The 24,874-nt window shown below is 44.7% G+C and carries 20 protein-coding genes; 14 read left to right on the forward strand and 6 right to left on the reverse strand.

Features of this window, described 5'->3' with window-relative positions; translation table 11 throughout:
- The first annotated feature begins 23 nt into the window (after positions 1–23).
- Entirely contained in the window at positions 24–1,718 is a 1,695-nt protein-coding gene (locus tag L0659_RS16860) for a SusD/RagB family nutrient-binding outer membrane lipoprotein (RefSeq protein WP_235127788.1), read from the forward strand.
- An 88-nt stretch (positions 1,719–1,806) separates the two neighbouring features.
- On the opposite strand, the gene L0659_RS16865 is transcribed toward L0659_RS16860, so the two are convergent.
- On the reverse strand, positions 1,807–2,346 hold the full coding sequence (locus L0659_RS16865; protein WP_235127789.1) for a redoxin domain-containing protein: 540 nt from the start codon (positions 2,344–2,346) through the stop codon (positions 1,807–1,809).
- A 12-nt stretch (positions 2,347–2,358) separates the two neighbouring features.
- Complete coding sequence (gene argH / locus L0659_RS16870; protein ID WP_235127790.1) at positions 2,359–3,699, reverse strand: argininosuccinate lyase; 1,341 nt, start codon at positions 3,697–3,699, stop codon at positions 2,359–2,361.
- A gap of 159 nt (positions 3,700–3,858) precedes the next feature.
- On the opposite strand from argH, the gene tnpA reads away from it, so the two are divergent.
- From tnpA to L0659_RS16890, 4 genes are all read left to right on the forward strand, one after another.
- On the forward strand, positions 3,859–4,329 hold the full coding sequence (tnpA, locus tag L0659_RS16875) for an IS200/IS605 family transposase (protein WP_235127791.1): 471 nt from the start codon (positions 3,859–3,861) through the stop codon (positions 4,327–4,329).
- A 119-nt stretch (positions 4,330–4,448) separates the two neighbouring features.
- The gene (locus tag L0659_RS16880; protein WP_235127792.1) at positions 4,449–5,621 is read left to right on the forward strand and encodes an AIR synthase related protein; all 1,173 of its coding nucleotides are present in this window, start codon (positions 4,449–4,451) and stop codon (positions 5,619–5,621) included.
- A 150-nt stretch (positions 5,622–5,771) separates the two neighbouring features.
- Positions 5,772–7,481: a PQQ-dependent sugar dehydrogenase gene (locus L0659_RS16885; RefSeq protein ID WP_235127793.1), complete on the forward strand. Its 1,710-nt coding sequence runs from the start codon at positions 5,772–5,774 to the stop codon at positions 7,479–7,481.
- A 151-nt stretch (positions 7,482–7,632) separates the two neighbouring features.
- Entirely contained in the window at positions 7,633–11,952 is a 4,320-nt protein-coding gene (locus L0659_RS16890; RefSeq protein ID WP_235127794.1) for an FG-GAP-like repeat-containing protein, read from the forward strand.
- Positions 11,953–12,014: 62 nt separating this feature from the next.
- On the opposite strand, the gene L0659_RS16895 is transcribed toward L0659_RS16890, so the two are convergent.
- Complete coding sequence (locus L0659_RS16895; RefSeq protein ID WP_235127795.1) at positions 12,015–12,593, reverse strand: O-methyltransferase; 579 nt, start codon at positions 12,591–12,593, stop codon at positions 12,015–12,017.
- Positions 12,594–12,695: 102 nt separating this feature from the next.
- On the opposite strand from L0659_RS16895, the gene L0659_RS16900 reads away from it, so the two are divergent.
- The 3 genes from L0659_RS16900 (at position 12,696) to L0659_RS16910 (ending at position 15,191) form a co-directional block, all read left to right on the forward strand.
- A complete protein-coding gene (locus L0659_RS16900) occupies positions 12,696–13,544 on the forward strand; it encodes a neutral zinc metallopeptidase (RefSeq protein WP_235127796.1) in 849 nt (282 codons plus the stop codon).
- 73 nt (positions 13,545–13,617) lie between these two features.
- Positions 13,618–14,541 carry a DUF6268 family outer membrane beta-barrel protein gene (locus L0659_RS16905; RefSeq protein ID WP_235127797.1) on the forward strand — a complete coding sequence of 308 codons (924 nt, stop codon included), beginning with the start codon at positions 13,618–13,620 and terminating at the stop codon, positions 14,539–14,541.
- A gap of 179 nt (positions 14,542–14,720) precedes the next feature.
- A complete protein-coding gene (locus L0659_RS16910; protein WP_235127798.1) occupies positions 14,721–15,191 on the forward strand; it encodes a hypothetical protein in 471 nt (156 codons plus the stop codon).
- A gap of 116 nt (positions 15,192–15,307) precedes the next feature.
- Here the strand turns inward: L0659_RS16910 and L0659_RS16915 are convergent, their stop codons facing one another.
- Complete coding sequence (locus L0659_RS16915; RefSeq protein WP_235127799.1) at positions 15,308–15,910, reverse strand: Crp/Fnr family transcriptional regulator; 603 nt, start codon at positions 15,908–15,910, stop codon at positions 15,308–15,310.
- A 131-nt stretch (positions 15,911–16,041) separates the two neighbouring features.
- Here L0659_RS16915 and L0659_RS16920 point away from each other — a divergent pair, with 131 nt between their 5' ends.
- From L0659_RS16920 to L0659_RS16940, 5 genes are all read left to right on the forward strand, one after another.
- Positions 16,042–16,614, forward strand: a complete 573-nt coding sequence (locus L0659_RS16920; protein WP_235127800.1) for a hypothetical protein — start codon at positions 16,042–16,044, stop codon at positions 16,612–16,614.
- Between the two features lie 90 nt (positions 16,615–16,704).
- On the forward strand, positions 16,705–17,313 hold the full coding sequence (locus L0659_RS16925; protein ID WP_235127801.1) for a hypothetical protein: 609 nt from the start codon (positions 16,705–16,707) through the stop codon (positions 17,311–17,313).
- 69 nt (positions 17,314–17,382) lie between these two features.
- The gene (locus tag L0659_RS16930) at positions 17,383–17,916 is read left to right on the forward strand and encodes an RNA polymerase sigma factor (RefSeq protein ID WP_235127802.1); all 534 of its coding nucleotides are present in this window, start codon (positions 17,383–17,385) and stop codon (positions 17,914–17,916) included.
- Positions 17,900–19,402, forward strand: coding sequence for a hypothetical protein (locus L0659_RS16935; RefSeq protein ID WP_235127803.1), 1,503 nt, complete (start codon positions 17,900–17,902; stop codon positions 19,400–19,402). The genes L0659_RS16930 and L0659_RS16935 overlap by 17 nt, the downstream gene beginning before the upstream one ends.
- A gap of 302 nt (positions 19,403–19,704) precedes the next feature.
- Positions 19,705–20,745, forward strand: coding sequence for an SGNH/GDSL hydrolase family protein (locus L0659_RS16940; RefSeq protein WP_235127804.1), 1,041 nt, complete (start codon positions 19,705–19,707; stop codon positions 20,743–20,745).
- 74 nt (positions 20,746–20,819) lie between these two features.
- On the opposite strand, the gene L0659_RS16945 is transcribed toward L0659_RS16940, so the two are convergent.
- On the reverse strand, positions 20,820–21,785 hold the full coding sequence (locus tag L0659_RS16945; RefSeq protein ID WP_235127805.1) for a DUF4249 domain-containing protein: 966 nt from the start codon (positions 21,783–21,785) through the stop codon (positions 20,820–20,822).
- Positions 21,786–21,791: 6 nt separating this feature from the next.
- Positions 21,792–24,182: a TonB-dependent receptor gene (locus tag L0659_RS16950; RefSeq protein ID WP_235127806.1), complete on the reverse strand. Its 2,391-nt coding sequence runs from the start codon at positions 24,180–24,182 to the stop codon at positions 21,792–21,794.
- Between the two features lie 226 nt (positions 24,183–24,408).
- Between L0659_RS16950 and L0659_RS16955 the strand changes: the two genes are divergently transcribed.
- Positions 24,409–24,864, forward strand: coding sequence for a MarR family winged helix-turn-helix transcriptional regulator (locus L0659_RS16955; RefSeq protein ID WP_235127807.1), 456 nt, complete (start codon positions 24,409–24,411; stop codon positions 24,862–24,864).
- The last annotated feature ends 10 nt before the right edge of the window (positions 24,865–24,874 follow it).

Below are 24,874 nucleotides of genomic sequence, written 5' to 3' on the forward strand. Positions count from 1 at the left end.
GCCCATTCAAAATAAAATTTGTTATGAAATTTAGAAGTAGTAAGATATTCTTGTTAGCCGCCGTTGGATTTCTTTCCTCCTGCGAAAAGGATGCATTTGTGGACATTAACAAAAACCCGGATGCCCTTACTGAAATTCCGCCTCAGAACCAGTTTCTGAATGCAACGACTGGTATTCACGGACAGGATTTCGAAGCATTTTATGACTTATACCGTCGTATTATGCCCTGGATGCAGTACAACACGTTGCTGAATGGTAACCAGGGATCGTTCACGTTGAACTTCGACAACTTCGCCAACCGTTACGGAAGGCTTTACAATGGTGTTGGGGACAGATTGTACGACCTGGAACAACTTGTTGCGAAACTGGAACCGGAAGAGCAGCCACGCTATGATCAGATGATCCAGATAGCCCGCATCCTGAGAGCTTACTATGCATTTTATGTATCGGATATCTATGGAAGCATTCCTTATTCGGAAGCATTTCAGGGACGTTATGGCGGAACACTTCAGCCTAAATACGATACCCAGCCAGAATTGTTCGCACGTCTGGACGGAGAGATCAAAGCTGCCGTTGCTGCATTAAAAGTTTCTCCCGCAGTTCCTCAATATTCTCTGGGAGCTTACGATCAATATTACAAAGGTGATCCGCTGAAATGGATCAAAGCGGCGAATGCACTTCGTTTGAGAATGGCTATGCGCGTTCAGAAAGCAGACGCGGCGGCTGGAAATGCGATCATTACGGAAGTTTTGGCACAGCCTGCAAGCGATTTGATGGCGGATAATTCGGATGCATGGATTTTCATCGGAAACGCAACATTCACAGGCGACGCCGGCGGCGGTAACTGGAATACGGATGAGTTGAGAGCGCCGAAACCAATGGTGGATTTCATGTGGGAAAAAAGCGATCCCCGTATCGACGCATTCTTTACGCCAAACGAATATTCGCAGGCTAACATTAACCTGCTCATTGCAGAGAAAAAACTTCCAGCCGGTACAACAGCGGGAAGACGTTATGTGGGAAGCTTCACAAGCCCGGACGAGGCAAGACAAACGGCTATCATTCAGCGTTATTACACGCAAAAAGTGATTACTTCCAATAAAGAGAATATAGATACATTGTCGTTGATCCAGCCTCGCTTGTTCAGCACTGGAAAAGCAGATGCAGCCGGAAATGCAGGAACTGGACAGTCCTATCTTCCTGTGATCACATATGCTGAATATTGCTTTATGCGTGCTGAAATTGCATTGAAAACAACAGGCGCAGCGGCAGCAAAAACGTGGTACGAAGCAGGTGTGAAAAGCTCTTTGGAATGGTATAATCAGGTAGGTGTTAATTCAAAATTGACGGACTACACGCCAACAACGTCAGATGAGATCACTGCATATCTTGCAAAGCCGGGCATCGCTTTCGAAACAGCAAAAGCAATGGACCAGATCGCGAGCCAGAGCTATCTGAACTTCATGAAACAGCCACAGGAAGGTTGGGCACTTTACAAACGTACGGGATTCCCTAACGAAACTTCCATCGTGCCTCTGCCAAAACTGACCTATCTGAATGTTCCGCTGGTAGTTCCGCGCCGGGCGCCGATCACATTGCCTTCGCAATCAGATCCGAACTACGCAAACAAAAAAGCAGCCTACGACGCCATGGCAGCGATGCCTGGTTTCGGTGACCTGACCAGCGCAGCAGGCCGTGTTTGGTGGGATAGACCTTGATTTTATATTTTTAGATTTAGTTATAATGAAAAGAGGCGGGCCGCTTGGCCTGCCTCTTTTTTTATGGTCTGATAGGTTACCCGTTTCGTTAATCGAGCTTCATATTGATCAGGCAACCAATGGCTTGCGTTTTGCTTTGCATAACCGGATTGTCATTTAATGTTGCTTCCAGCGCATTTCTCAGATAAAGCTCGGTCGCTTTCGGCCTGCTTTTTCCCAATGCATAAAACCAGTTATCAATCGCGCCCTGATAAATGACAAGCCCATTTGCATTGAGCAGAACCACTTCCGGCATCACGGTCGCTTTGTAACGTGTTGCTTTACGCAATCCGGGATCGGTAAAGCCGGGGAAAGTTGCATTGTATTTTTTCAAAAAAACTTTAATATCCTTTTCAGTAACAGTTTCCATGGGAAAGTACGCTTCGAACGCCACACCTTTGGCACTGTAATCGGCATAAATGCTTTTGATCTCCTTCATATAAGCATTCGTAACCGGACATTCGGGATCCAGGAAAAGGATCACTTTCAATGGTCCCGCTGGTAAAATTTCACGGATGGATCGGCTTTCGGTTTTGCCAAAAGAGATTAGCATGCAAGCCAGGAACAACACATTCATCTTTCGCCACATTCCTTTGTCCGATTATCCGTTCTGCAGTAATTTTTCCAATGCTCTTGTCACCTTATCATAGCCGAAAGCTGCAATTTCCTGCTTCATACGTTCCTGAATTTCAGCCGTTTGCAAGTTGCCGATGCTTCCTTCGTGCGTGTGCTTCAACTCGCGTGGCGCAGCGTAACTTCCATCGCCGATTTCCGCTCCAACCTGGCGGTAAGCATCCCGGAAAGGCACCCCATTGATCACCAGCTCATTCACCCGTTCCACACTGAAAAGAAGGTCATATTTGACATCATCCAGCAGATTTTGCTTCACTTTCATATGTTCCAGCATAAATGCGGCAATGTCCAGGCAATCCAGGATTTCATCAAAAGCAGGCATTAAAATTTCTTTCAACAACTGCATATCCCTGTGATAACCAGACGGAAGATTGCTCAGAACTATTGTCACTTCCATCGGCAAAGCCTTCATCCGGTTGGTCTTAGCCCGAAGCAATTCCGCCACGTCCGGATTCTTTTTATGCGGCATAATGCTGCTGCCGGTTGTAAGGTCGTCGGGCAAAACGATAAAGCTGAAATTCTGGCTGTTATAAAGGCACACATCCATCGCTAACCTGGAAACGGTTGCAGCCAGTGAAGCGATAGCCGTTAATGCAGCCTGTTCCGTGCGCCCGCGGCTCATTTGCGCATACACAACATTGTGGTGCATGCCCTCGAAGCCTAGAAGTTCAGTCGTTAATGTTCTGTTTAGAGGAAAAGAAGAGCCGTAACCGGCTCCGGAGCCCAAGGGATTGCGGTTAGCGAGGCGATAAGCAGCATTTAACTGGATGACATCATCGATCAACCCTTCCGCATAAGCACCAAACCAAAGGCCAAAGGACGACGGCATAGCGATCTGCAAATGGGTATAGCCGGGTAAAAGGTCATTTTTATGCTCCTCGGAACGGGTAACCAGCACATTAAAAAGCTTTTCCGTAGCCTGCACCACTTCAAACAAACGTGCACGCGTGTACAACTTCATGTCCACCAGCACCTGATCATTCCGCGACCGTCCGCTATGGATTTTCTTGCCTGTATCCCCCAGTTTGCGGGTTAGTTGGAGTTCTACTTGGGAATGCACATCTTCCACGCCTTCTTCAATCACAAACTCGCCCTGCCGGATCTGCGAATGGATCAATTTGAGCTCTTGTTCCAGTGCTATTAAGTCATCAGAAGTCAGTAACCCAATTGTTTCAAGCATTTTAGCATGCGCCAGGTTGCCTAATACATCATATTCTGCCAGATTCAGGTCCATTTCCCGGTCCCGCCCAACAGTAAATTTTTCTATTTTTTCAGAAGTAACAGTATTTTCTTTTTGCCAGAGTTTCAAAATGTAAGAATGTATTTGAATTGAGAAAAGATCGGATTACATGACAAATTTAAGATCAATTGAGGAGAAACTGGCATTTGAAATATCGGGTAAAATTTTTTAGTGTGACTGAAATGTCGATGTTCCGTCTAATGGGTATTTATATTAACCAATATTGATATGAGTTGGACGAGAGTTTGGGTTCATATGGTTTTTGCAACCAAGTATAGACGCCCGGTTTTAAATGATTCAATCAGATGGAAAGTTTTCGAGCATATGTACGAAAATGCCAGAGAAAAGGGGATTTTCCTTGATTCCGTGAATGGGTGGACGGATCATGCTCATTGCTTAGTTGCGCTTGAAAGGGAGCAAACCATCAGCAAAGTGGCGCAATTGATTAAAGGTGAATCGTCTTTTTGGATTAATAAAAACAAATTGACCACCAGAAAATTTACGTGGCAGGACGATTATTGGGCGGTTAGCGTAAGCGAAAGGCATGTTGAAATTGTAAGAAATTATATCAGAAAACAAGAATCGCATCATCGAACCAAATCATTCAAGCAAGAAAATGACCGATTCATGAAGAAATACGGATGGGAACCAACCAATCCCGGATCATCCAATAGCCCCAATCGCCCCAATAGCCGTTAGCCGTTCACTTAAGTGAACGGAAATCGTTTGAGATTTCGAAATCGTTTGGAAATAGAACGGAAAATCATTCGGGAGGGGTTTTTTCCTATTTTTGTGAGAAATAAATAAAATAGATTCAAATGAAAACTACCGACCGTTATCTGCAACGCGGTGTCTCGGCTTCCAAAGAAGATGTACATAAGGCCATTGAAAAGATAGATAAGGGGCTTTTTCCGAAAGCTTTTTGCAAAATCGTTCCGGATACATTGGCTGGTGATCCCGAATATTGCACCATTATGCATGCCGATGGCGCCGGTACGAAAACATCTCTTGCTTATCTGTATTGGAAAGAAACAGGCGATATTTCAGTTTGGAAGGGCATTGCGCAGGATGCGATTGTGATGAATACGGACGATCTTTTGTGCGTTGGAGCAACAGGCCCAATGCTTTATTCGTCGACCATCGACCGCAATAAAAACCGCATTCCCGGAGAAGTCATCGCTGAGGTTATTAATGGTGCAGAGGAGGTTTTGGAAATGTTGCGAAGCTATGGGGTTGAGATTTACAGCACAGGCGGCGAAACTGCGGACGTGGGCGACCTGGTGCGAACCGTTACGGTTAACAGCACGGTGATCGCAAGAATGAAGCGGTCGGAAGTGGTTGATAATGCGAACATTGTGGCTGGTGATGTGATCGTCGGCCTGGCATCCTGCGGACAAGCAACTTATGAGGACGTTTACAATGGTGGAATGGGCAGTAATGGTCTTACTTCGGCGCGCCATGACGTTTTAGGTAAATATCTCGCAGAAAAATATCCGGAAAGCTTCGACCCGGAAGTAAATACCGACCTGATTTACAGCGGAACAAAAAAATTAACCGATCCGGTTGAGGGAACACCATTGAATGTGGGCCAGCTTGTGCTTTCACCCACAAGGACATACGCGCCCGTTGCCAAAGCATTATTAGACGAAATGCGCTTGGAAATTCATGGCATGGTGCATTGCAGCGGCGGCGCCCAGACAAAAATTCTACATTTTGTTGATAACCTTCACATTATCAAGGATAACCTCCTTCCGGTTCCTCCATTGTTCCGAATGATCCGGGAAGAAAGCGGAACAGAGTGGCAGGAAATGTATAAAGTGTTCAATATGGGGCACAGGCTGGAAATTTACCTGTCACAAGAGCATGCAGAGCGGGTTATCGAGATCTCGAAATCATTTGGCATTGATGCGCAGATCGTAGGCAGGGTAGAAGCTTCGGATACTAAAAAACTGACCATTAAGAGCGAATTCGGGGAATTCTATTACAACTAGCATTTTATAAAGCACTCAAATAGGAAGGCCGTCTGATCTAACATCAGGCGGCTTTTTGCATTCAGGAGTTTGATTAAATAACCAGGCATAAATGTTGTAGTAGAATTATAATATGTAATGTCGAAATATTACTAAAAACCTACTGAGCATATGAAAAACTTCAACTTTAAATCTCTTCTGAAATTTTGCCTCGCAATCCCGGGAATGCTAGGTCCCAGCCTGACATTCGCCCAAACGCCAGAAGTTGGCATTGACACGGAGGCTCCGGTTGTTACAGGGCTGACATCTGCCATGCAGCTTGTGCATGCCGATGACAACTCCAACCGCATTTTCATCGCCGAACGCACCGGTACTATCAAGGTGCTGGCACCAAGCCCGGCTGCTACGCCCACCGTTTTTCTGAATATGAACCAGAATGGTCAGGTTGTGCGTACGGGCGGTGAGGATGGTTTGCTAAGCATTGCTTTTCATCCAAACTTTGAAACCAACGGATACTTTTATACTTATTATTCCAATACGCAGGGTGATCTCGTGGTGGCCCGGTACACGGCTGCCAGCCCGGCCAGTAATAGTGTGGTTAACCCCGACACCAAGCTGGAAGTCCTGAAAATCCCGCATCCTACCAACGCAAACCACAATGGAGGAGAAATGCATTTTGGTAAGGATGGGTTTTTGTATTTATCGGTTGGCGATGGCGGCGCAAGCAACGATCCGAATCAGAATGCTAGAAATCCAAATGTTTTCCTGGGTAAAATTTTACGAATGGATGTAAATGTGCCCGATACTAATCCTGTAAAATACGCGGTCCCAAACGGTAATCCTTATGGCAATGCGGTTTATGCATTGGGTTTAAGAAATCCATATCGATGGAGCTTCGACAGGCTCACCGGCGATGCCTGGATAGGCGATGTGGGACAAGGCGCCCGCGAAGAAATCAACCACAGAACGCCGGCTCAGCTTGCGAATGCTAATTTTGGGTGGCGTTGTTTTGAAGGCGACATCGCCACGCCCGTGGTCGACAGGACTGGTTGTGATACCGGCGGTCCTTATGTAGCGCCTGCGTATGCCTATGTCAATGGTGAAAGAGGGCAATCGGTTATTGGAGGAGTTGTTTACAGAGGGTCGCTTTACCCGCAGATGTATGGCTGGTACATCGGAACCGACTATTTTTCCGGGGATATCCACAAAATTTCCGCTAATGAAAACACTAAAACATACCAGACTTCTACGGTAATCTACATTACGGATATCGGCGAAGATCAGCGCGGCGAAATTTATGCAGTAACAGGCAGCGCGGTTTACCGGATTTTCTCCGGCACTGCATTGCCCGTAACGTTGGTCGATTTTTCAGGCACACGCGGCAATGAAGGTGTAAAATTATCGTGGTCAACATCCAGCGAAACAGATTTCAAAGATTTCGAAATAGAGCAAAGCTATAATGCAGCGCATTTTGAAAAAATAGGAACAGTAAGCGGAGAGAATTCCGTTTCAGGCGCTCAATATGCATTTTCCCACGCCGTCAATTTTACCGGAAATCATTATTACCGGCTGAAAATGATTGATAAGGATAACAGTTTTACGCATTCTAAAATCATCGTTGTAAATGCAGAAAACGACGTACCCGCCAATTTCGTAAGGCCCTCACTCATCAGCAACGCCACGATCGACATGGTCCTCAGCGATTCTTTTGAAAAAATGGAGCTCGTCAGTACAAACGGCCAGATCTACATGTCCCAGGAAATCACCGGAAAAACCGGCCACTTCAGCATCCCCATTCAAGCCACAAGCACCGGTATTTACATAGTAAGGCTTACCGGAAGGAATAAGGTGTTGCAGCAGAAAGTGCTGGTTTTGCGATGAAAGGACCATCGTTTTACCACTAAAAAATCAGTATCCGCCGGTTATTCAATCAAATGTTAAAAGAATGATGCAAATCTTAAAATTGTGACAAACTGAGGTCTTCGCGCCTTTGTGGATAACAGATTTGCTAAAACTTTTAATATCAGGCGGAATGAAAAAAAATTACTTGTACGGCACCTTAATGCTGTTACTGATTGCTTGCGGCCTCACGCTGCAACATCAATGGACGAAAGGAGACTTGTTTAAAAAGTCAGCATTACCAAAAAATCGTTTTAGTAATGCTGACTTAAAAACGGGAAAACTATCTGAAAATAAGAGTGTTCCGGATAGTGCGCTGGCAACCATATATAGCAGCATTGCGGCCAGAGAATACCATGTTACCAAAGATCCTGCAACAGGAATTCCTCAAAGTCCCAACAGGAAACAAAACTTGCGGGCATACTACAAGCCGGGAACATTTACTGTTAAAAATCGGGTCGATTCAGCAGGTCATAATTTCCATTTGACACTAAAAACCGAGGGCGTTTACGCGGATAGTGAAAAGCTATTTATCTCAAAAACAGACATTTCCACAACCATTTCTGAGAATAAGGTCCAACTAAAACAGGGAATTCTGACCGAGGAATATATCAACAACGAGGCAGGTGTAAGGCAGAACTTCATTGTAAGTGAAGCACCGACGGGCACGAAAAACCTTGAAATAAGATTGCGGCCGGAAGGCTTGCAGGTAAAAGATTTACATAGGAATCAATTACAATTCTACTCAGCAAATGACGTGGAAGACGCAGTTGAAAAGCTTACTTATGATGGCTTAAAATGCTGGGATGCAAACGGAAAGGAACTTCCTGCAACACTTTCTTATAAGGAAGGATTGGTACAAATAGCGGTAAATACGACATCAGCAACTTACCCTATAACTATCGATCCGATTGTAACGAGTGGCAATCCGGCAAATGCCAATGCGCAATTGGTAGGGAAACAGCAGGAAGCTCAGTCAGGATTCGCCGTCGCCAGTGCAGGTGATGTAAATGGTGATGGATACAGCGATGTAATCGTAGGCGCACCATTGTTCGATTCAAGCAAGCCTAATCAGGGCGCCTTTTTTATATATTTTGGAGCTTCATCCGGTCTTAATACCAATGGTATTTTAGTCACTGGTGACAATAAGGTAGCCGATGCATATTTTGGAAGTGCTTTGTCAGGGGCAGGTGACGTTAATGGAGATGGATTTAGCGACGTGGTGGTTGGATCGTGGGGTTATTCTAATCAAGATTTTGAAGAAGGAGCGGCGTACATTTTTTATGGTTCACAGGCAGGAATAAATCTAACGGGAACTAAAATCGAGTCGGACCTTTTTATCGCAAGGTTTGGTAAATCTGTGGCTAGTGCTGGAGACATTAATGGAGATGGTTTTAGTGATGTCATTATAGGAGCTCCTGGATTTAGTAATGGTGAGAACAGGGAGGGGGGAGCCTACATTTATTTGGGCTCTCAAACTGGAATCTCCTCGCTTGCATCTTATGTACTTGAATCAAACCAAAGCCTTTCCGATTACGGCTCCTCAGTGGCGAGTGCTGGAGATATCAATGGAGATGGTTTTAGTGATGTTGTTGTGGGGGCTTACAAATATGATAATGCTGTTGAAACAGACCTTGGCGCAGCTTTCATCTACATGGGTTCAGCATCCGGAATGCCCTCTACACCAGCAGTAATATTATTGGGGCAACAACAAAGCGCACAATTCGGATATGCCGTAAGCACTGCTGGTGATTTGAATGGTGATGGATATAGCGATGTGATCATTGGATCACCTAATTACACCAATGGGCAGAATGGAGAAGGAGCAGTAAGTGTTTATATGGCATCATTTGGAGGATTAGGAATTTCAAAAACAGCAAAGGTGCTAATTGAGGGCGGTCAGTCAGGTGGGGCATTTGGCAGATCAGTTGCATGCGCCGGAGATGTGAATGGTGATGGATTTAGCGATGTAATTGTGGGTGAGCCGTTAAGAGATAATGGTGCAAACCTAAAAGAAGGCCGCGCCATCGTGTATTTCGGTTCGTTTTCTGAAAATTTGAATCTAAAATCTATTATTAGTAGCAGCCAGGCCGGCGCAGAACTGGGAAATTCGGTTGCTAGTGCAGGTGATGTAAATGGCGATGGATTTAGCGATGTCATCGTTGGAGCGCCATTATATGACAAGAATGTAACTGATGATGGAATTGCACTGGTATTTCATGGTTCATCTGCGAGTTTGGAGGTAAATGCCAGCATGGTAATACTCAATGCTGGTGCGGATATGGGTTTTTCAGTCTCTAAGGCCGGGGACGTGAATGGTGATGGATTTGACGATGTCATCGTTGGAGCTCCTTTATATGGTAATAGTGCTAACGATGAAGGTGCGGCATTTGTCTATTATTCAGACGAAAATGGCGTGGACTTAGGTACAATGTTGATCGTATCCATGGGTCAGGCTTTGGCAAATTTTGGTTATTCTGTTGCGGCTGCAGGTGATGTGAATGCAGATGGATATGACGATGTAATCATTGGTGCCCATCAATACAACATGGCCGGGCTTAGTGATACCGGTGCTGGTTTCGTTTATTATGGATCACCATCAGGGTTGTCTCTCGCAATTACGAATGTGGTTTATCTTCCAAAGGCAAGTGCTCATGCTGGAAAGTCTGTTAGTAGTGCGGGTGATGTAAATGCAGATGGTTTTGATGATGTAATTGTAGGTGTACCATTTTATGATGATGGCGTTCAATTTAATGAAGGAGCCTTTTTGATCTCTTACGGGTCAAAAAATGGCATCAAAAGTGGGCCCGGGGTGGTTTTCGAAGGAAATCAGACCGGCGAAGAAATGGGTAACTCGGTTTCTTCTGCAGGCGACATTAATGGTGATGGTTACGATGATGTGGTTGTCGGTGCATATAAATTTAGTAACAATCCTAATACGCCTGAGGAAGGAGCTGCCTTTGTTTATTATGGCAACCTTTATGGACTTCAATCGGCACCAACTTTATTGGAGCTTAATAACAAAACTAAATCTTGGACGGGTTGGGATGTTGCCGGTGCGGGAGATATCAATGGGGACGGCTTCGCGGATGTAGTAATTGGCTCATTATATTTTAATAATGGACAAAGTAATGAAGGTGCGGCCGCAATATTCTATGGAGATGCAACTGGAATAAAAACCCTTAATCCAATAATTCTGGAAGGCAATCAAACAGACGCGTTAATGGGATCGTCAGTGAGTGCAGCTGATGTAAATGGAGATGGCTACAAGGACGTTTTGGTTGGAGCAAGTGGATATACTTCGGGCCAAAGCAAGGAAGGTGCCGTATTTGTATACCATGGATCTGAAACTGGTCTTGTTACAAGTCCAGCAGCGATGATTGAGGTAGATGAGCCGGGCGTGCAGTTTGGCTATTCGCTGTCTGGTGCGGGTGACGTAAACGGCGACGGTTTTGAAGATGTTATTGTTGGGGCTCCAAAGTTTAATGCTGCTGGTCGTGGTTTTGTTTATCATGGAAACGGGCCTGGCATCGGCACCAACTTCAACTACGGTTTAGCGATAGCAAACCTCAAATTATACAACAGCGACCTGACCACTAACCTTAATAAAGACAATCTCGGGAAAGACGATTTTGGTTTGGGGTTATTTGCGAAATCATTCCTCGGTCGAAATAAGGGAAAGTTGGTTTGGGAGATTATTGGGCAGGGAGAGACTTTCTCACATGCCAGCCCGATCACGAACAGTACGCAATTCACCGGTCAGGGAAATTTAACGGATTTGCAGGCGACAGCAGCAACAGAGCTTAAAAGTCTGGTGACTAAAACGGCCTTCTTGAATAAAATAAGAGCACGTGTTAAATTCAGTCCGGTATTGGCGATTACCGGTCAGGTGTATGGGCCGTGGCGATATGAAAATTCTTCTATTCTTGCAGATCCGAGTGTTTTGCCGGTGGAATTAATCCGGTTTGATGCGAAAGCTGTTGAGAAGCAGGTGAATCTGACCTGGGAAACGGCGACGGAAGTGAACAGCGACTATTTTGAGCTGCAACGCAGCGAAGATGGTAAAGAATGGGAGCAAATCGGAATGGTCTATTCTGCTGGTGACAGCAAGAAACCGAATACATACAGCTTCGTGGATTTCAAACCTCAGATTGGTTTGAACTACTATCGTATGAAAATGGTGGACCGTGATAAAACTTTTGCGTACAGTTCTATCAAAGCTGTCACGGTTGAAGGAAAGCAGACAAAAGTATTCCCAAATCCGGTGTCGACCACGTTGAACATTGAATCTGAAATCCCAAATACTGAAGTTGTAATCTACGATGTTTCAGGAAAAGAAATAATGTCTCATAAGAATGAAAAGGGTATCAAAAGTGTCGATGTGAGTCGATTAACGCCCGGCGGTTATTTGATTAAGCTTGGGAATAAATCCTTTCACATGATCAAAAAATAAAATACAACATTCAGTGCATATCCCCGGTTCCGAAACACCCCAGAACCGGGGATATACATTTTTTATATCTTCACCGCAATCACAATCCCCGTTGCCCAAACCTGTTTCGTTAAAACCAGGTCTGTTCTTTTCTCGAGGTCTTCGATCAGTTTGATGGCTTTTAGATCGTGGCCTTCGGGCCAGTTGGGTTGGGGGAGCATGTCGTCGATGATGTAGTAGCCGCCTTTGTTTAGCATGTCCAGCACTTCGTCGAGCATCAGGTATTTGCCGTGCCAGGTGTCGGCGAAAATGTAGTCGTATTTTTGTGTGAGGTTGTTTTCAACCCATTCGCCGCCGTCGCTTAATGTTAAGGTAAGCCTGGGATCTGCGCCCAGATGATCCTGGGCAATGGCCAGAAATCCGGCTTCATTGTCAATCGAAACTAAGGTAGAGGCAGCGTCCATGCCGTCGAGGATCCAGGCGGTGGATAATCCGGTGCCTGTGCCGAGTTCCAGGAATTTGCCCGCTGGTTTTGACGCTGCTAAGGTTTTGAGCAAAGAACAAGTCTGAATGTCGGATGCCATGGTGAAGCCGGATGCTTTTGTGGCATTGTCGATTGCGGTGTAAGCTTTGGGTAATGGGTGATTGATTTCCTGGTTCATTGTCGGCTTATTTGTTTTATGTGCTAAACTTATGCAATAATTATCACTGACGTATATTGGCATGGTTTTTATTGACTTGATAGCATCTAAACATCTGAAAATATGCGTTGGCAGGATTTACGAAGAAGTGGAAATGTTGAAGACCGCCGTGGAATGTCCGGTGGCGGAAAAGTTGCGATCGGCGGGATCGGAATGATCATTGTGCTGGCAATTGGACTCTTAACCGGTCAGGATCCTGGCGAAATTTTAGGGAACCTGCAAGGGACGGAAACCCAGCAACCCGCTCAGACACGTCCACCCGGACCACTTCCGGATGATAAAACTGCCGATTTCGTCTCTGCTGTTCTGGGTAGTACAGAAGATGTTTGGGGTGAAATTTACAAAGCAAATGATGCGCAATACGAGCAGCCAACCCTGCAAATGTTCGAAGATGCAACCCAAAGCGCGTGCGGCGGCGCATCTTCTGCTATGGGGCCGTTTTACTGCCCTGCCGATCAGAAAGTATACATTGATCTTGATTTTTGTAACGAATTGCGCGACAGGTTTAAAGCACCGGGAGACTTCGCCGTGGCCTATGTTGTGGCCCACGAAGTAGGACACCATGTGCAGAATTTGATGGGAGTTTCAAGCCAGCTTCAGGAACAGCGCGGTAGGATCAGTAAAGAAGAATACAATAAGCTGTCAGTGAAATTAGAGCTTCAGGCGGATTTCTTTGCAGGTGTTTGGGCCAATCATGCACAACAAATGGAGAAGATCCTCGAACCGGGCGACCTGGAAGCAGCATTAACCGCAGCCAATGCGATCGGGGACGATAAGCTTCAGAAGGAATCGCAGGGTTATGTGGTTCCCGATGCGTTTACGCATGGAAGTTCAAAACAAAGAATGTATTGGTTTAAAAAAGGTTTTGAAACCGGAGACTTAAATCAGGGGAAATACGAGGATATCAGGTAAGGGAACTAACCGCGATCTTGCAACGGAACTTATTGGAAATCCATTTTCGTTACCAGCTCATAACTAGTATTTTATGCAGTTTCGCGGTTCCCGGCCATTTTTTGTTATACTCACATTGCTGAGCGCGCACGCCATGTGCCAGTCGCTTAAACCCGGACTTGAAGGAATGGCGCCGTCGAAATGGTTGACGATCCGAAATACGCATGCGCCGGGCAAAACGTATCGTTTTAATGGAACGGATACCAAAAGATTTTCGCAGGAAGAATACTTCATGCGTGCCTGGGTCCCGCTCGTTCATAATAAAAAAATGGCTGTGCTGCTTGGCCCCAATTACCGCACAGAACAGCTTGAATTTAAAAGTACGGGTGAAAATCCGATAAGCCATATGGAAGGCTGGAACCTGCGGACATTTGCGCTGGACCTTAATTCTGTTGTCAAACTGGATAGCAGTTCTTGGTTTATTTTTACTTCGCATATGAATAAAAGCGGTGATTTCGGGCGATTGTTCTGGTCGGAAATTCCTATTAACTATACATTATCCGCTTCGTTCCTGCGTAAGAAAAGCGCTAATAAAGAAGTTGGATTTGGTGTCATGATGAACAAGAGTTTCAGGGTTACGGTGCTTCCTGTATTTATTTTTAACTACAATTTTTCTGACAATTCCGGACTGGAAATGATGCTTCCCAAAAAGATCGCTTTCAGGAAAAACCTTTCGCCTTCTGATATCATTTACCTGAAATCGGAAGCGGTGAGCCGGACCTATTATCTGCATGAGTTCAATAGCGATGCATTGGGCGTTTGCCGTCGTGTAGACATTGATTTAGGCATGTCGTATAACCGCAAGATCGGCAATTATGCCGGGGTTGAGCTGTTTGCAGGTTATCGACAAAACATTTCCAACCGATTAATTGAAGGTGCTGTTCCTGTACAAACTTCGGGATTTGCAGGCACCATTGAGCTTTACGTTCAGCCTCCTAAATTTAAAAGAAGGAAATAAAGCCATTGCGTAATTTTCGGTTACTTAATTGATATTATCGGTTATTTATATCAAGGATTAATTAATTGGGTTGATATTGATGCAGGTGAAATCTGGAGGTTTATATAGCCTGAATTTTTTATAGAAGTTATTATGATTAATTTCGCCCGACATAACTGCTAATTTTAATTCATAATTTTATGAAAGCTAAATCAATTAAGTTTTTTTCACCTCAGGAAAATCTTCCAAAAGGTGAGGTGACCAAATCAAAGGCTAAACCGGCCGGCTACATTTCTGCAACAGGTAAGATCGTTCTTCCGGTTGCTGCTCTTGAAGAATTGGGAATAGAAGCTGATTCTACACGCTTCAAAATCGGAACGGATCAGGGAAAAAGAAAGATCAATACTGTATATCTGATCCCTTCTACCGAAAATACAGATACATTCGAATTGGTAAAAAGTGGCAGAGGATATGTAATTCCTTTGGCTATTATTTTGAAGCAGGGAGGCGTAGCTTTTGACACAACAAAATACACATTTACAGCCACGCCATTCAATTATGAAGATGGCGTTGTAGGTTACGAATTGGCATTGGCAAGTTCTGAACCAAAGCCGGCTTACACCGGAAAGCCTCGTGGCCGTAAGCCAAAAGCTGTTGAGCAGGAAGGATAAAATAACCTGTCTATTTTTCAAGTTATTATATTAAAAAAGCCGTAATTGATCGCAGGATTGGTTACGGCTTTTTTTAATTGTATTTTAATTTAAATGTAACCTGTTATCACATCATGTCAACGGCTTTTATCAAAATTAATGCTCTTAAGGCACCGGCTGAATGTTGCCGGAGTTGTGCCTAGATAGGTGGCAATATAATGATCGGGAATACGCCGGAATAAGGACGAAGGCTGATTTACATAATGTTCAATGCGCTGTTCAACAGACAGATATTTAAAAACTTTTACCCGGTCTGTGAAATTAATTAAATGCTGTTCGAGCAATTTTACAGCCAGGCCTGCCATATACGCATCCTCTTCCACAAGCTTCCTGTAGGCGTCGTACCCTATGGCATATACGATCGTATCTTCCAGCGTTTCCAGCACTTCATTTGATAGTTTTTGTAACAAAAAACTCTCGGCAATGCAAACAATGTCGCCATCTGAAACGAGCAGAGAAGTAATGTCCTCGGAACCGCGCAGATAATATGTGCGCATAACCCCTTTTTCGATCAGGTAAAGATTTGGGCTGACCTGTCCGAGATCCACCAGAATCCGCCCTTTGGGAATGATAAAACGTTTCAGATTTTTAGTGAAACGTTCCTTCACTTCTTCGGACACCATGAATTGCGAGGCCTCGAGTATGCGGTCCAGGGGCTTTATTTCTTCTCCGGTTTTCATGAAAATCTTGTCGTAGAACAACGTATAACTGTGTCGCAGGACAAGATATAAATTAATATCATTCAAGTTACTTTGATCAGGACATAAACGATGATCCGATTGCCCTTTTCATCCTTAAACAAAACCTGACCATGAGAACGCTAATTTTACAAATCGCATTTTTGAGTTGCACCATTATTCCATGCATTGCACAGGATAAAGGAAAAAGTGAGCTTGCTATGAGTTTCGGCATTATGCCAACAGAAGACATCCTTTCAGAGTTTTTCATGACCGCCTTGTTAACAATGGCTGGCCGGCTACCGGAGAAAAATTTTGACGACAGGGCATTCGCTTTGACGTACAAATATCATCTTACCGAGCGATTCGCATTGGGAGCGAGCGTCGCATACAACGCGGCTGCCCATGAAACCAGATTTTTAAATTGGTCTGATTATGATCCTCGCCCTAAAACAGTCTCGTTCGCTGTTGAAAGTAATTTCTTTTACCTGAAAAGGCCCAAAGTTAATTTGTACGCTTCAATGGCTGGCGGTTTTTTTGCTTCCTCAAAAAAGGCTTATGACGGAATTTCCGATGAAACCCAGATCCTGCCAACACTACATTACTCACCCATCGGTGTGCGCGTTGGAAAAGGCGTAGCAGGTTTTGTTGAGCTGGGATATGGTTTCAAAGGAATGGTCAACGGCGGGCTGAGTATAAGATTTTGATTGGTTACCCAACCTTTGGGCAAACCCGCGTAGTTTATTTTATTGACAGGCTGCAAACCACTTGTCATTTATCATTTAAACTACAAAGTCATGAAAGTAGAAAAGCTGATTATTTTCGCCATTTTCCTTGGACTGATCCAACTTGCCGCCTGCGAGCGAGGTAAAATCAATGATCCGGGACCTAATTCGCTTAGAGAAGCCGCTGATTCTCTCGGTCAATATCCGGGAGATTCCCTGCCCCCAGACAGCATTTATAAACCTGATACGTTGGTTGACTGGACCGACAGCCTGCCTAATGTTGACACGGTGAGCCGGCAGCCCATAAAAGCAGGGGATGAGTTTTTGATCACCCCGGCAATCCTGGCGGATTCGCTGGCTTACCTGCGGCTGGAAGTTGTGACTAAAAAACATTATTCATGTAAAGAAAACTACATTCGGTACGCGGCAGTGAACGTCTTTGGGAAGATCGACGTCAGGCTGGAGGAAATTACGGCATTAGGGCCTTGCGAAACCGGTACTTCTCCTTCCAAAGCGACTATCTACTTCAATCGAAACAACATTAGTCCGGATTCTACGTATCAACTTCAAATAACTGCCAGCGGAAAGCAATATAATGGCTCGCTTAAAAAGTCCGGGACTGGATATGCGATCACCTGGCCTTATGAAAGCGGGATTATTTTTACAAAGAAATCAATATAATTCAGGGAAAGCGATTACGAATTTTTAACCGCCGGGAATATTAAGCCTGGCGGTTCCTAACATTCCGGATTGGATCATTTAGAAGAAATATTAGCGGGTTGCAGGCGTCAGGAGCGCCAAGCCCAGGAGAAGCTGTACCGCCAGTTTTATCCTGTGCTTTTTGCATTGTGCCGCAAATTTTTCGACGACAAACACGAGATCCTGACAGCCGTTAATAATGGAATGTTGAAGGTTTTTAAAAATATAGATCAGTTCGACGATCAAAAAGGAGCATTCTTCAGCTGGCTTTACACCACAGTCAGAAATGCAGCCCTTACACAGCTAAGGGATCAGAAAACACAGCAATTTGATTACGACGAAATTGATGATAAAATGGGTTTCGAATCCGCTGAAAATCCGTTCGATAAACTGAGCGCATCGGATGTCATCGTTTATCTGAATGCGTTACCTCTGGCCACTCGCCGGGTTTGCGGATTGTTTTATGTGGATGGGTTTAGCATTAAAGAGATCGGGGAGTCGCTGGATATTTCCGACGGCACTGTGAAATGGCATTTGAGTGAAGGCCGCAAAAAGCTAAAAGTAATTTTTGAAAAGATCTTTTAATGTGAAAAATAAGAACAAAAATATCGACAAATTTTTCTCCGAAAAGTTGCCGGATCCGGAAATTCCGACCGACGATGCGTGGGGGAAAATGAGCGATATGCTTCCTGCAACTCCGGCTGCCGGAAAATTGCAGCAAATTTTTTGGGGGAGCACATTCAAGCTGCTTTCAATGCTGATCCTGGTTGGGATTGTTAGCGTTGGAGTGGTTTTGTTTTTGAAGAACAATAAAAAAGAAGTTTCTATTAAAAATGAAAAGTCAGCCGGAAAGGCCATTTCTGGTGTGGATCAGCACAATAGGGCAGTAGAAAAAGTTGGAAAAGCTGACATAACTGTGGAAGGCATTGAAACGGAAAGAGGTGTTGAATCAGAAAGAGGTGTTAAAAAGGAAACAGATGTTGAAACCAAAGGTGATGTTGAAACCGAAAGATCTGTTAAAGCAGAAACTGATGTTGAAAAGAAAACAGGTGTTAAAACCCCAGAAAGCAATGAACCTGGGAAAAGGGAAACAACGGAAACAATTGTAAAAACAAAAAGAGCTTATAAAACAGAAAGGAGGGAAACATTAGCCAAGTATTTGGGTAGAAATAATGTAGTTACAAAAGCGCCCGATAATATTTCGACTGCTTCCAAGCCAAGCCCGGAATCAAACAGGAATGGATCAAAAACCGCTGCCAGTAAACATTCCGGCAACATGAATGCCACGACGCAAGGCTATAAACGTTTGGAAGTTGCCTCGTTATTTCAAATCAAATCTTTGCCCTTTAAACCTGCTTCCTATGAGCCCGGTTTTTCAGCCAAAGTAAAAGTCAGCGCGCAATCCAGTAAAGTCATTACAAAGAACATTCCGAAAGAACCACGCAAAAAGTCCTTCGAAGTAGGACTTGAATGGAGTTTAAATTCGCCATTGAAGCAAACCGATTATCTCTTTACGGACATTGATAGCATTAAAAAACCAGCATTGTTGCTAATCCCGGGCATTTATGCGACTAAATCTTTCCATGAAAAGCATGCTCTAACATTAAGCCTCTCCGGTTATCAGCCCTATTTTGGCAATAATGGGAAGCTGGCTCAGGACCCGGATTCCCTTTCGGTGCCAGATTCTTCGTTGGTTTCGCTCAGGACAACTTTGGTGAAAACGGCGGGCATTAATCTGGCTTTGCAATATCAGTATGAGTTTGTAAATCACTTTAAAATCGGGGCGGGTGTTGCTTATAGCCGCATTTATGGAGCATTGGTGCAAGAGCAGATTTTTAATGATAGGGGTGAACCGTTACATCCGAAATTGGTCACATTGAAAGGTTCAGAACAGATCGGACGCTATCTGCATCAGAATATTTTCTATTTTAAAGCAGGGCTTTCGTATGAAACCGGACGTTTTCAAACAGGAATTAACATTTCAGCTCCGCTTGGTAACATTACTGGTTCACCTCAATATCCTATCCGCGCAATCAATGGCCAGCTTTTCGTGAGATTCCGGATTTTGTAACCGTTTTATATGATTTTAACCTAATCGGCAATCCCAGAATTGTTCTACTTCTTGGAGGACGTTACTTCTATGTTTTGAATGATCTTGAATCCGATGAAAAGCATCACTAAAACTAATACTGCTTCAATTAAACCTGCAAGTTGTAAGAATAGTTGTTCCATGGCCATGTGATTTTTCACAAAGGAACATAGCGTGGAAAAATGCAACAAATATTAATGATTCACCGGCAAAACAATGAGCCTGCGGTTGGAATGATTATTGTTGGGAAGAGGTAAGCATAACCCCACATCTCTTCCAAAAAAATGATTGAAGATCAGAATACTGAACCGCACATTAAGAATCCAGACAGTTCACTAAGCCGCAGGCGTTTTTTCCTCCAATCTGGGGCGGCCATTTTTACAACAACATTGCTCTCATCGTGCAGCGGAATTATCGAAGATATTTTCCCAAAAAGCGATAAAGAGGATGAAGAAAAGCAACCGGACCTGGACAAAACGCTGGCATTTTTTGGCGACAGCCTGACCATCGGGGCAGGCGGGACTGCTCCGTATGGAAGCATTGTTGCGGCGGCACTGGCCGGCAGGCCGGTCCTGAGCGACGGGATCGTAGGGCAGGTTGCCTCGCGCATTGCCGTAAGACAAGGCGGAACGCCGCTGACCATTTCCATCGAGGGCGACAAGCTGAATGGCATCAAGCCGGTCAGGATCACAAAATTGAGCAATCAGTTTTTGTCCACACCCACCAATAACGACGAATACAGCAGAACAGGCTCCGTCGGCGGGGTAAGATGCACCATCAGACGGACTGCGAATGCCGAACTCGGCGAAAATTATACAATTACACCTACAGCTGTAAGTGTGCTTGATGTTCCTGCGGATTCGGTATTTCTGCTGGATGATGCTTCCAGGCTGAAAACCGCCACGCAAATCTTGTGGTACGGTCGGAATAATATTGGAAAACCCAATGCGGAAGAAGAAATTCTTGCGGCTTTGGACAGTTCCATTGCCTATATCGCGGCGCCTGCACGCTACATTGTCCTCGGCGTTCTGCTGGCGCAATCGGATCGGAAAGGAACGGAAAACTTTGAGCAGGTTGCCTCCATTAATGAGAAACTGGCATCGAAATACGGAAAATCTTTTGTTGAAATGACACCGCCAACCGATGCTGAGCTGGCAGAAATCAGTTACAGTCCTTCCCCGGATGATATTTCAGACCTGGAAAATCTTAACTTCCCCAGGGGGCTGCGGGCGGACGTCGGCACGGATGAGATCCATTTGAACGATAAGGGTTACCAAATCATCGCTAACAGGGTTATAGCAAAGATTAAAGAGCTTAAATACTGATTTTACACACTTATTTGAATATTTGAACGGTGACCAGGCAGAAGCTTTGGTCACCGTTTCTATGTTAGGACATTTTAAGGATTAACGGTTTTTCCAACTGCATTAAAGGACGCAAAACAGCCCAGGCCACCTTCTACATTGGTATAAACCAATGTCGGTTCTACAAACGGGTTATCGTTATTGTTTTCCAATGAGCGTCTGAACTTGTAGTAATGTTCGTCAATGCACATCACTTCTATTCTCACGTCCTTCACGAGGGGATTTATTTCCAGCGATTTGTCGGCACCCGTTTCGTCCTGATAAGTAATTGTCTTGTTTGAAGGAATGTGAGCCCCGGTTCTGGGGCTGATGAACTTGATTCCATCCAGGTTGACATCATTGTAAACCCCTCTTTCAAAAGCAATCATTTCCGTGATGGACGAATAGCGAAAGGGAGCAATCTTGCCTGTCTCGGGATCGGCACGGGGTAAAGTCTGTTCCTGGATATAGGAGCCGCGAAGTGCATAATAATTGCTTTCGCCTTTCACGTCTTCCCAGGAAAAGTTGAACCAGGCGGTCGAATCGGTTTCATACCCAACCCATTCTTTATCAACGGACAGCTCCATGACTTTCACCCGGTTAACTGGCACCGTGCATTTCGCTTTCACAAACCTTTTTCCATCGTTGACCGTCAACGTATAAGTTTTCCCGGCTACGATTTTCAGTGCACTTTTGTCTGCCAGATAAGTGCTCAGCGAATCATCAAACAGTAACCGGACCTGGCTTACATCGTCGGACAAGATAACTTCTGCATTTTCGACAATGATGGGATCATATGTTGCGGGTCCGAAAAGGGGTTGCGACTCAGTGATAATGGCTTCAAAACGAGGGCTTTGTGGTGATATGTAACAGGATATAACCAATTTAGCCTCCACTTTCGGAAGCTTGTCCTGATCCAGATCATTAACCAGACTTTCGCAGCTGAACAACAAACCTATGCACATCAGCAGCAGAATTGATACAGGTGTATGAATATATTTTATGGCGTTAATGATGCGCATTTTGGGTCAGAATTTAAAATTATAACTAAATGACGGAAGCACCGGAAATAGCGAATAGCGTGTCAGGACATTGACCCGTTTGTTGGGATCAGTGGGGTCTTGTTTGTTATTGATGTTATAAAAAAATGGGTTTCTGCGACTGTAAGCATTGTAAAGACCAAATTCCCAGGTCCGTTCGTGGCGTTTTTTCTTTTTGTGAAACTGTATCGCAACGTCCATGCGGTGATAAGGCTCCGCACGATAACTGTTTTTTTCTCCGTATTCAGTGGTAGTCTGCCCGGTGGTGACATTCCAGTAATTTGGCACGAAATGGTTGCCATAGGTGGTAAATTTCGAAATTGGGATCGTGAGGGCATTGCCGGTTCCGTAAACCCAGGTTGCAGACAAGGTGATGCGTTTGCTCAGTTCATAAATTCCCACGATGGAAAGGTCATTGCGGCGGTCGTAGCGGGGATAAAATGTTTTACCAAAATTTAGCTCCGGAAATTTCCATTTAGTCCAGGACAATGTGTAACCTACCCAGCCTGAGAGCTTTCCGGTTTTCTTCTGCACCATAAATTCAGCGCCATAGGACCAGCCCTTGCCAGTGGTAACATTGTCTTCCCAGTTGAGCTCATTGGCATTATCACCATTTAAACTGATAAAAGATGAGCCTTCCTTATAACTGATAATGTTGTCCATTTTCTTATAGTAACCTTCCAGGGTCAGCGCCAGACCCGGCTTTTCAAGATCTTTTGCAAACCCGAACGCAACCTGGCTCGACTGTTGCGGCGCGACTTTATCCGTAGTAGGAACCCAGAGATCCGTGGGCAAACCAAGTCCGGTGTTGCTCAGCAAATGCACGTATTGGTTCATTTTAGCAAAAGAAGCTTTGACGGAAAAATCCTTTGCCAGTTTCAATGCTGCCGAAATCCTTGGCTCCGGTCGCACATATAATCTGGTTTTTGTTTGAAAAAAGCTCAATCGGAAACCTCCATTCACCTTTAATGCCGTAAAAGGCTGCCATGTGTCCTCAATGTAAGCGCCCGCTTCGATGGTATTAATGGGCTTGGCTTGCAGATCGATGTCATCGTCAGAAAAATCACCTTCCAGCGCCAGGGCCGAAGGAACAAAGCGATGCGAAGTAAGCTGCGCACCGAATTTTACGCTGTGTTTGGCATTGAGATAATAATCAAAATCCGTTTTCAGGCTGTAATCCCGGATCAGGCTATTGTATTTCAAACTGAATTCATTCGTCAGAACACCCTTATCAAACTGCTTATCGTTGGCAAAAATATTGAAATTGAAATGGCTGTAAATCAGCGAAGTGTTTACGAAAAGCTTTTGGTTGATCAAATGGTTCCAGCGTAATGTCGCCGTTGCATTCCCCCAGTTTAACCCGGACCTGTTCTGACTATTCGAGCTCTTTTCCCTGATGTTGAACTTATCCCGCCCAAAATATCCGCTGACGTAAAGCTTGTTTTTTGCGCCGAAATCATAGTTCACTTTTGCATTCAGATCATAAAAGAAATAACCTGGCTTAACCTTGCTGTCGAAGCCAGTCTGCTGCTGTGCGATCAGCGGCTGAGCGAGCACGTCGATGTATGTACGTCGCGCGGAAATCAGGAAAGACGACTTCTTTTTGGCCAATGGGCCTTCCAGCGTCAGCCGGGATGAAATAAGTCCGATCCCTCCTTCGCCGTGCAGTTTTTCTTTGCTGCCTTCTTTCATATTCATCTCAACAACCGAAGAAAGCCGACCGCCATACCGCGCCGGAAATCCGCCTTTTGTAAGTTCGACACTTTTGAGGGCATCGCTGTTAAAGACCGAAAAGAAGCCGAAAAGATGGCTCGCATTGTAGACCACCGCATCGTCCAGGATGATCAGGTTCTGGTCGGGCCCGCCGCCGCGGACGTATAAGCCTGTTTGTCCTTCGGTTCCTTTTTGGACGCCCGGCATGAGTTGCAGCACACGTATCACGTCTTTTTCGCCAAAAAATGCGGGGATTTTTTTGATTTGTGAAATCGGAATCTCTATCTGGCTCATCTGCACCGATTCGCTCACTTTTTCGTCCTGCCGTCTTCCCGAAATAATGACTTCTTCAAGCTGGTTCGCTGTTCTCAATGCAATGTCAATTTGCTGACTCACCGCATTTTGCACAAGCACTTCCTGTCTTTCGTAACCCACAAAAGAAAAGGAAACTGTGACGGAATCCGATTTCGGGATGGTAAGTGAATAGAAGCCGTACGTGTTGGTGACAGTCCCGATCGTAGAATTTTCGAGGTATACATTCACTCCGGGCAATAGTTCCAGGCTCCCTTTTTCACGCACAAAACCGCTGATGGTAATCTGCTCCTGGCCAAAGGCGCGGAAGGAAATGGCAACAAGAATTAGTAACTGGTAGAGGGTTTTGGGCATACTTAGAGTCGCGTTAAAATTCGTTAACGCTCGGTTACATTTTATGGTATGTCAGAAAAATAATTTAACCATTTCAAGAACTTTCTGAACGATGTTGTTACGGAATACGAGGGGAAACGGGGCTAGTGACGCAAAAGGGTGGACTTTATTTTTCCCCAATAATTTGGACGTCTCACTTCTGTACATTTATCTTTGTGGCTAAGATAATTATTCAACAAGATAAAATATGGATGACGAGGCTGTAAAGATGGTACGGCGACTGGGCCAGCAATACGCATATGTTTCACTTCAAATGCATGAAACGGTAGCCAGAAAGGCAGGGCTGGCCGGGACAGATCACAAGTATCTGGGATTTTTCCTTGAAAAAGGCGAAATGACGGCTGGTGAACTTTCGAACCTGACGGGCCTCACCACGGGCGCAGTAACGGGCTTGATTGATAGGTTTGAAAAGAAAGATCTGGTGAAAAGACGTTTTGCGCCGGAAGACAGACGGAAAGTGATCATTGTAGCGAACACCGAAAATATCATGGCGCTCCTTGCGCCATTATACAAGGAATTCAGAAGCAAAACAGAAGAAATGCTGGCATCATTCTCCGAGGCGGATAGCAAAATCATTGAAGCCTATTTTCTTAAAGCCATTAAAATAGCAAAAGAAACGACGGATCAGCTCAACAAGCAATAATCATTACTAT

Origin of the sequence: Dyadobacter sp. CY347, assembly GCF_021502655.1 — a bacterium.
Lineage (GTDB): Bacteria > Bacteroidota > Bacteroidia > Cytophagales > Spirosomataceae > Dyadobacter.

Bases quoted from the DNA above. Each gene is read 5' to 3' on its own strand.
- L0659_RS16860 (WP_235127788.1), top strand. From the start codon at position 24: ATGAAATTTAGAAGTAGTAAGATATTCTTGTTAGCCGCCGTTGGATTT.
- L0659_RS16865 (WP_235127789.1), bottom strand. From the start codon at position 2,346: ATGTGGCGAAAGATGAATGTGTTGTTCCTGGCTTGCATGCTAATCTCT.
- tnpA (WP_235127791.1), top strand. From the start codon at position 3,859: ATGAGTTGGACGAGAGTTTGGGTTCATATGGTTTTTGCAACCAAGTAT.
- L0659_RS16880 (WP_235127792.1), top strand. From the start codon at position 4,449: ATGAAAACTACCGACCGTTATCTGCAACGCGGTGTCTCGGCTTCCAAA.
- L0659_RS16885 (WP_235127793.1), top strand. From the start codon at position 5,772: ATGAAAAACTTCAACTTTAAATCTCTTCTGAAATTTTGCCTCGCAATC.
- L0659_RS16890 (WP_235127794.1), top strand. From the start codon at position 7,633: ATGAAAAAAAATTACTTGTACGGCACCTTAATGCTGTTACTGATTGCT.
- L0659_RS16895 (WP_235127795.1), bottom strand. From the start codon at position 12,593: ATGAACCAGGAAATCAATCACCCATTACCCAAAGCTTACACCGCAATC.
- L0659_RS16900 (WP_235127796.1), top strand. From the start codon at position 12,696: ATGCGTTGGCAGGATTTACGAAGAAGTGGAAATGTTGAAGACCGCCGT.
- L0659_RS16905 (WP_235127797.1), top strand. From the start codon at position 13,618: ATGCAGTTTCGCGGTTCCCGGCCATTTTTTGTTATACTCACATTGCTG.
- L0659_RS16910 (WP_235127798.1), top strand. From the start codon at position 14,721: ATGAAAGCTAAATCAATTAAGTTTTTTTCACCTCAGGAAAATCTTCCA.
- L0659_RS16915 (WP_235127799.1), bottom strand. From the start codon at position 15,910: ATGAAAACCGGAGAAGAAATAAAGCCCCTGGACCGCATACTCGAGGCC.
- L0659_RS16920 (WP_235127800.1), top strand. From the start codon at position 16,042: ATGAGAACGCTAATTTTACAAATCGCATTTTTGAGTTGCACCATTATT.
- L0659_RS16925 (WP_235127801.1), top strand. From the start codon at position 16,705: ATGAAAGTAGAAAAGCTGATTATTTTCGCCATTTTCCTTGGACTGATC.
- L0659_RS16940 (WP_235127804.1), top strand. From the start codon at position 19,705: ATGATTGAAGATCAGAATACTGAACCGCACATTAAGAATCCAGACAGT.
- L0659_RS16945 (WP_235127805.1), bottom strand. From the start codon at position 21,785: ATGCGCATCATTAACGCCATAAAATATATTCATACACCTGTATCAATT.
- L0659_RS16950 (WP_235127806.1), bottom strand. From the start codon at position 24,182: ATGCCCAAAACCCTCTACCAGTTACTAATTCTTGTTGCCATTTCCTTC.
- L0659_RS16955 (WP_235127807.1), top strand. From the start codon at position 24,409: ATGGATGACGAGGCTGTAAAGATGGTACGGCGACTGGGCCAGCAATAC.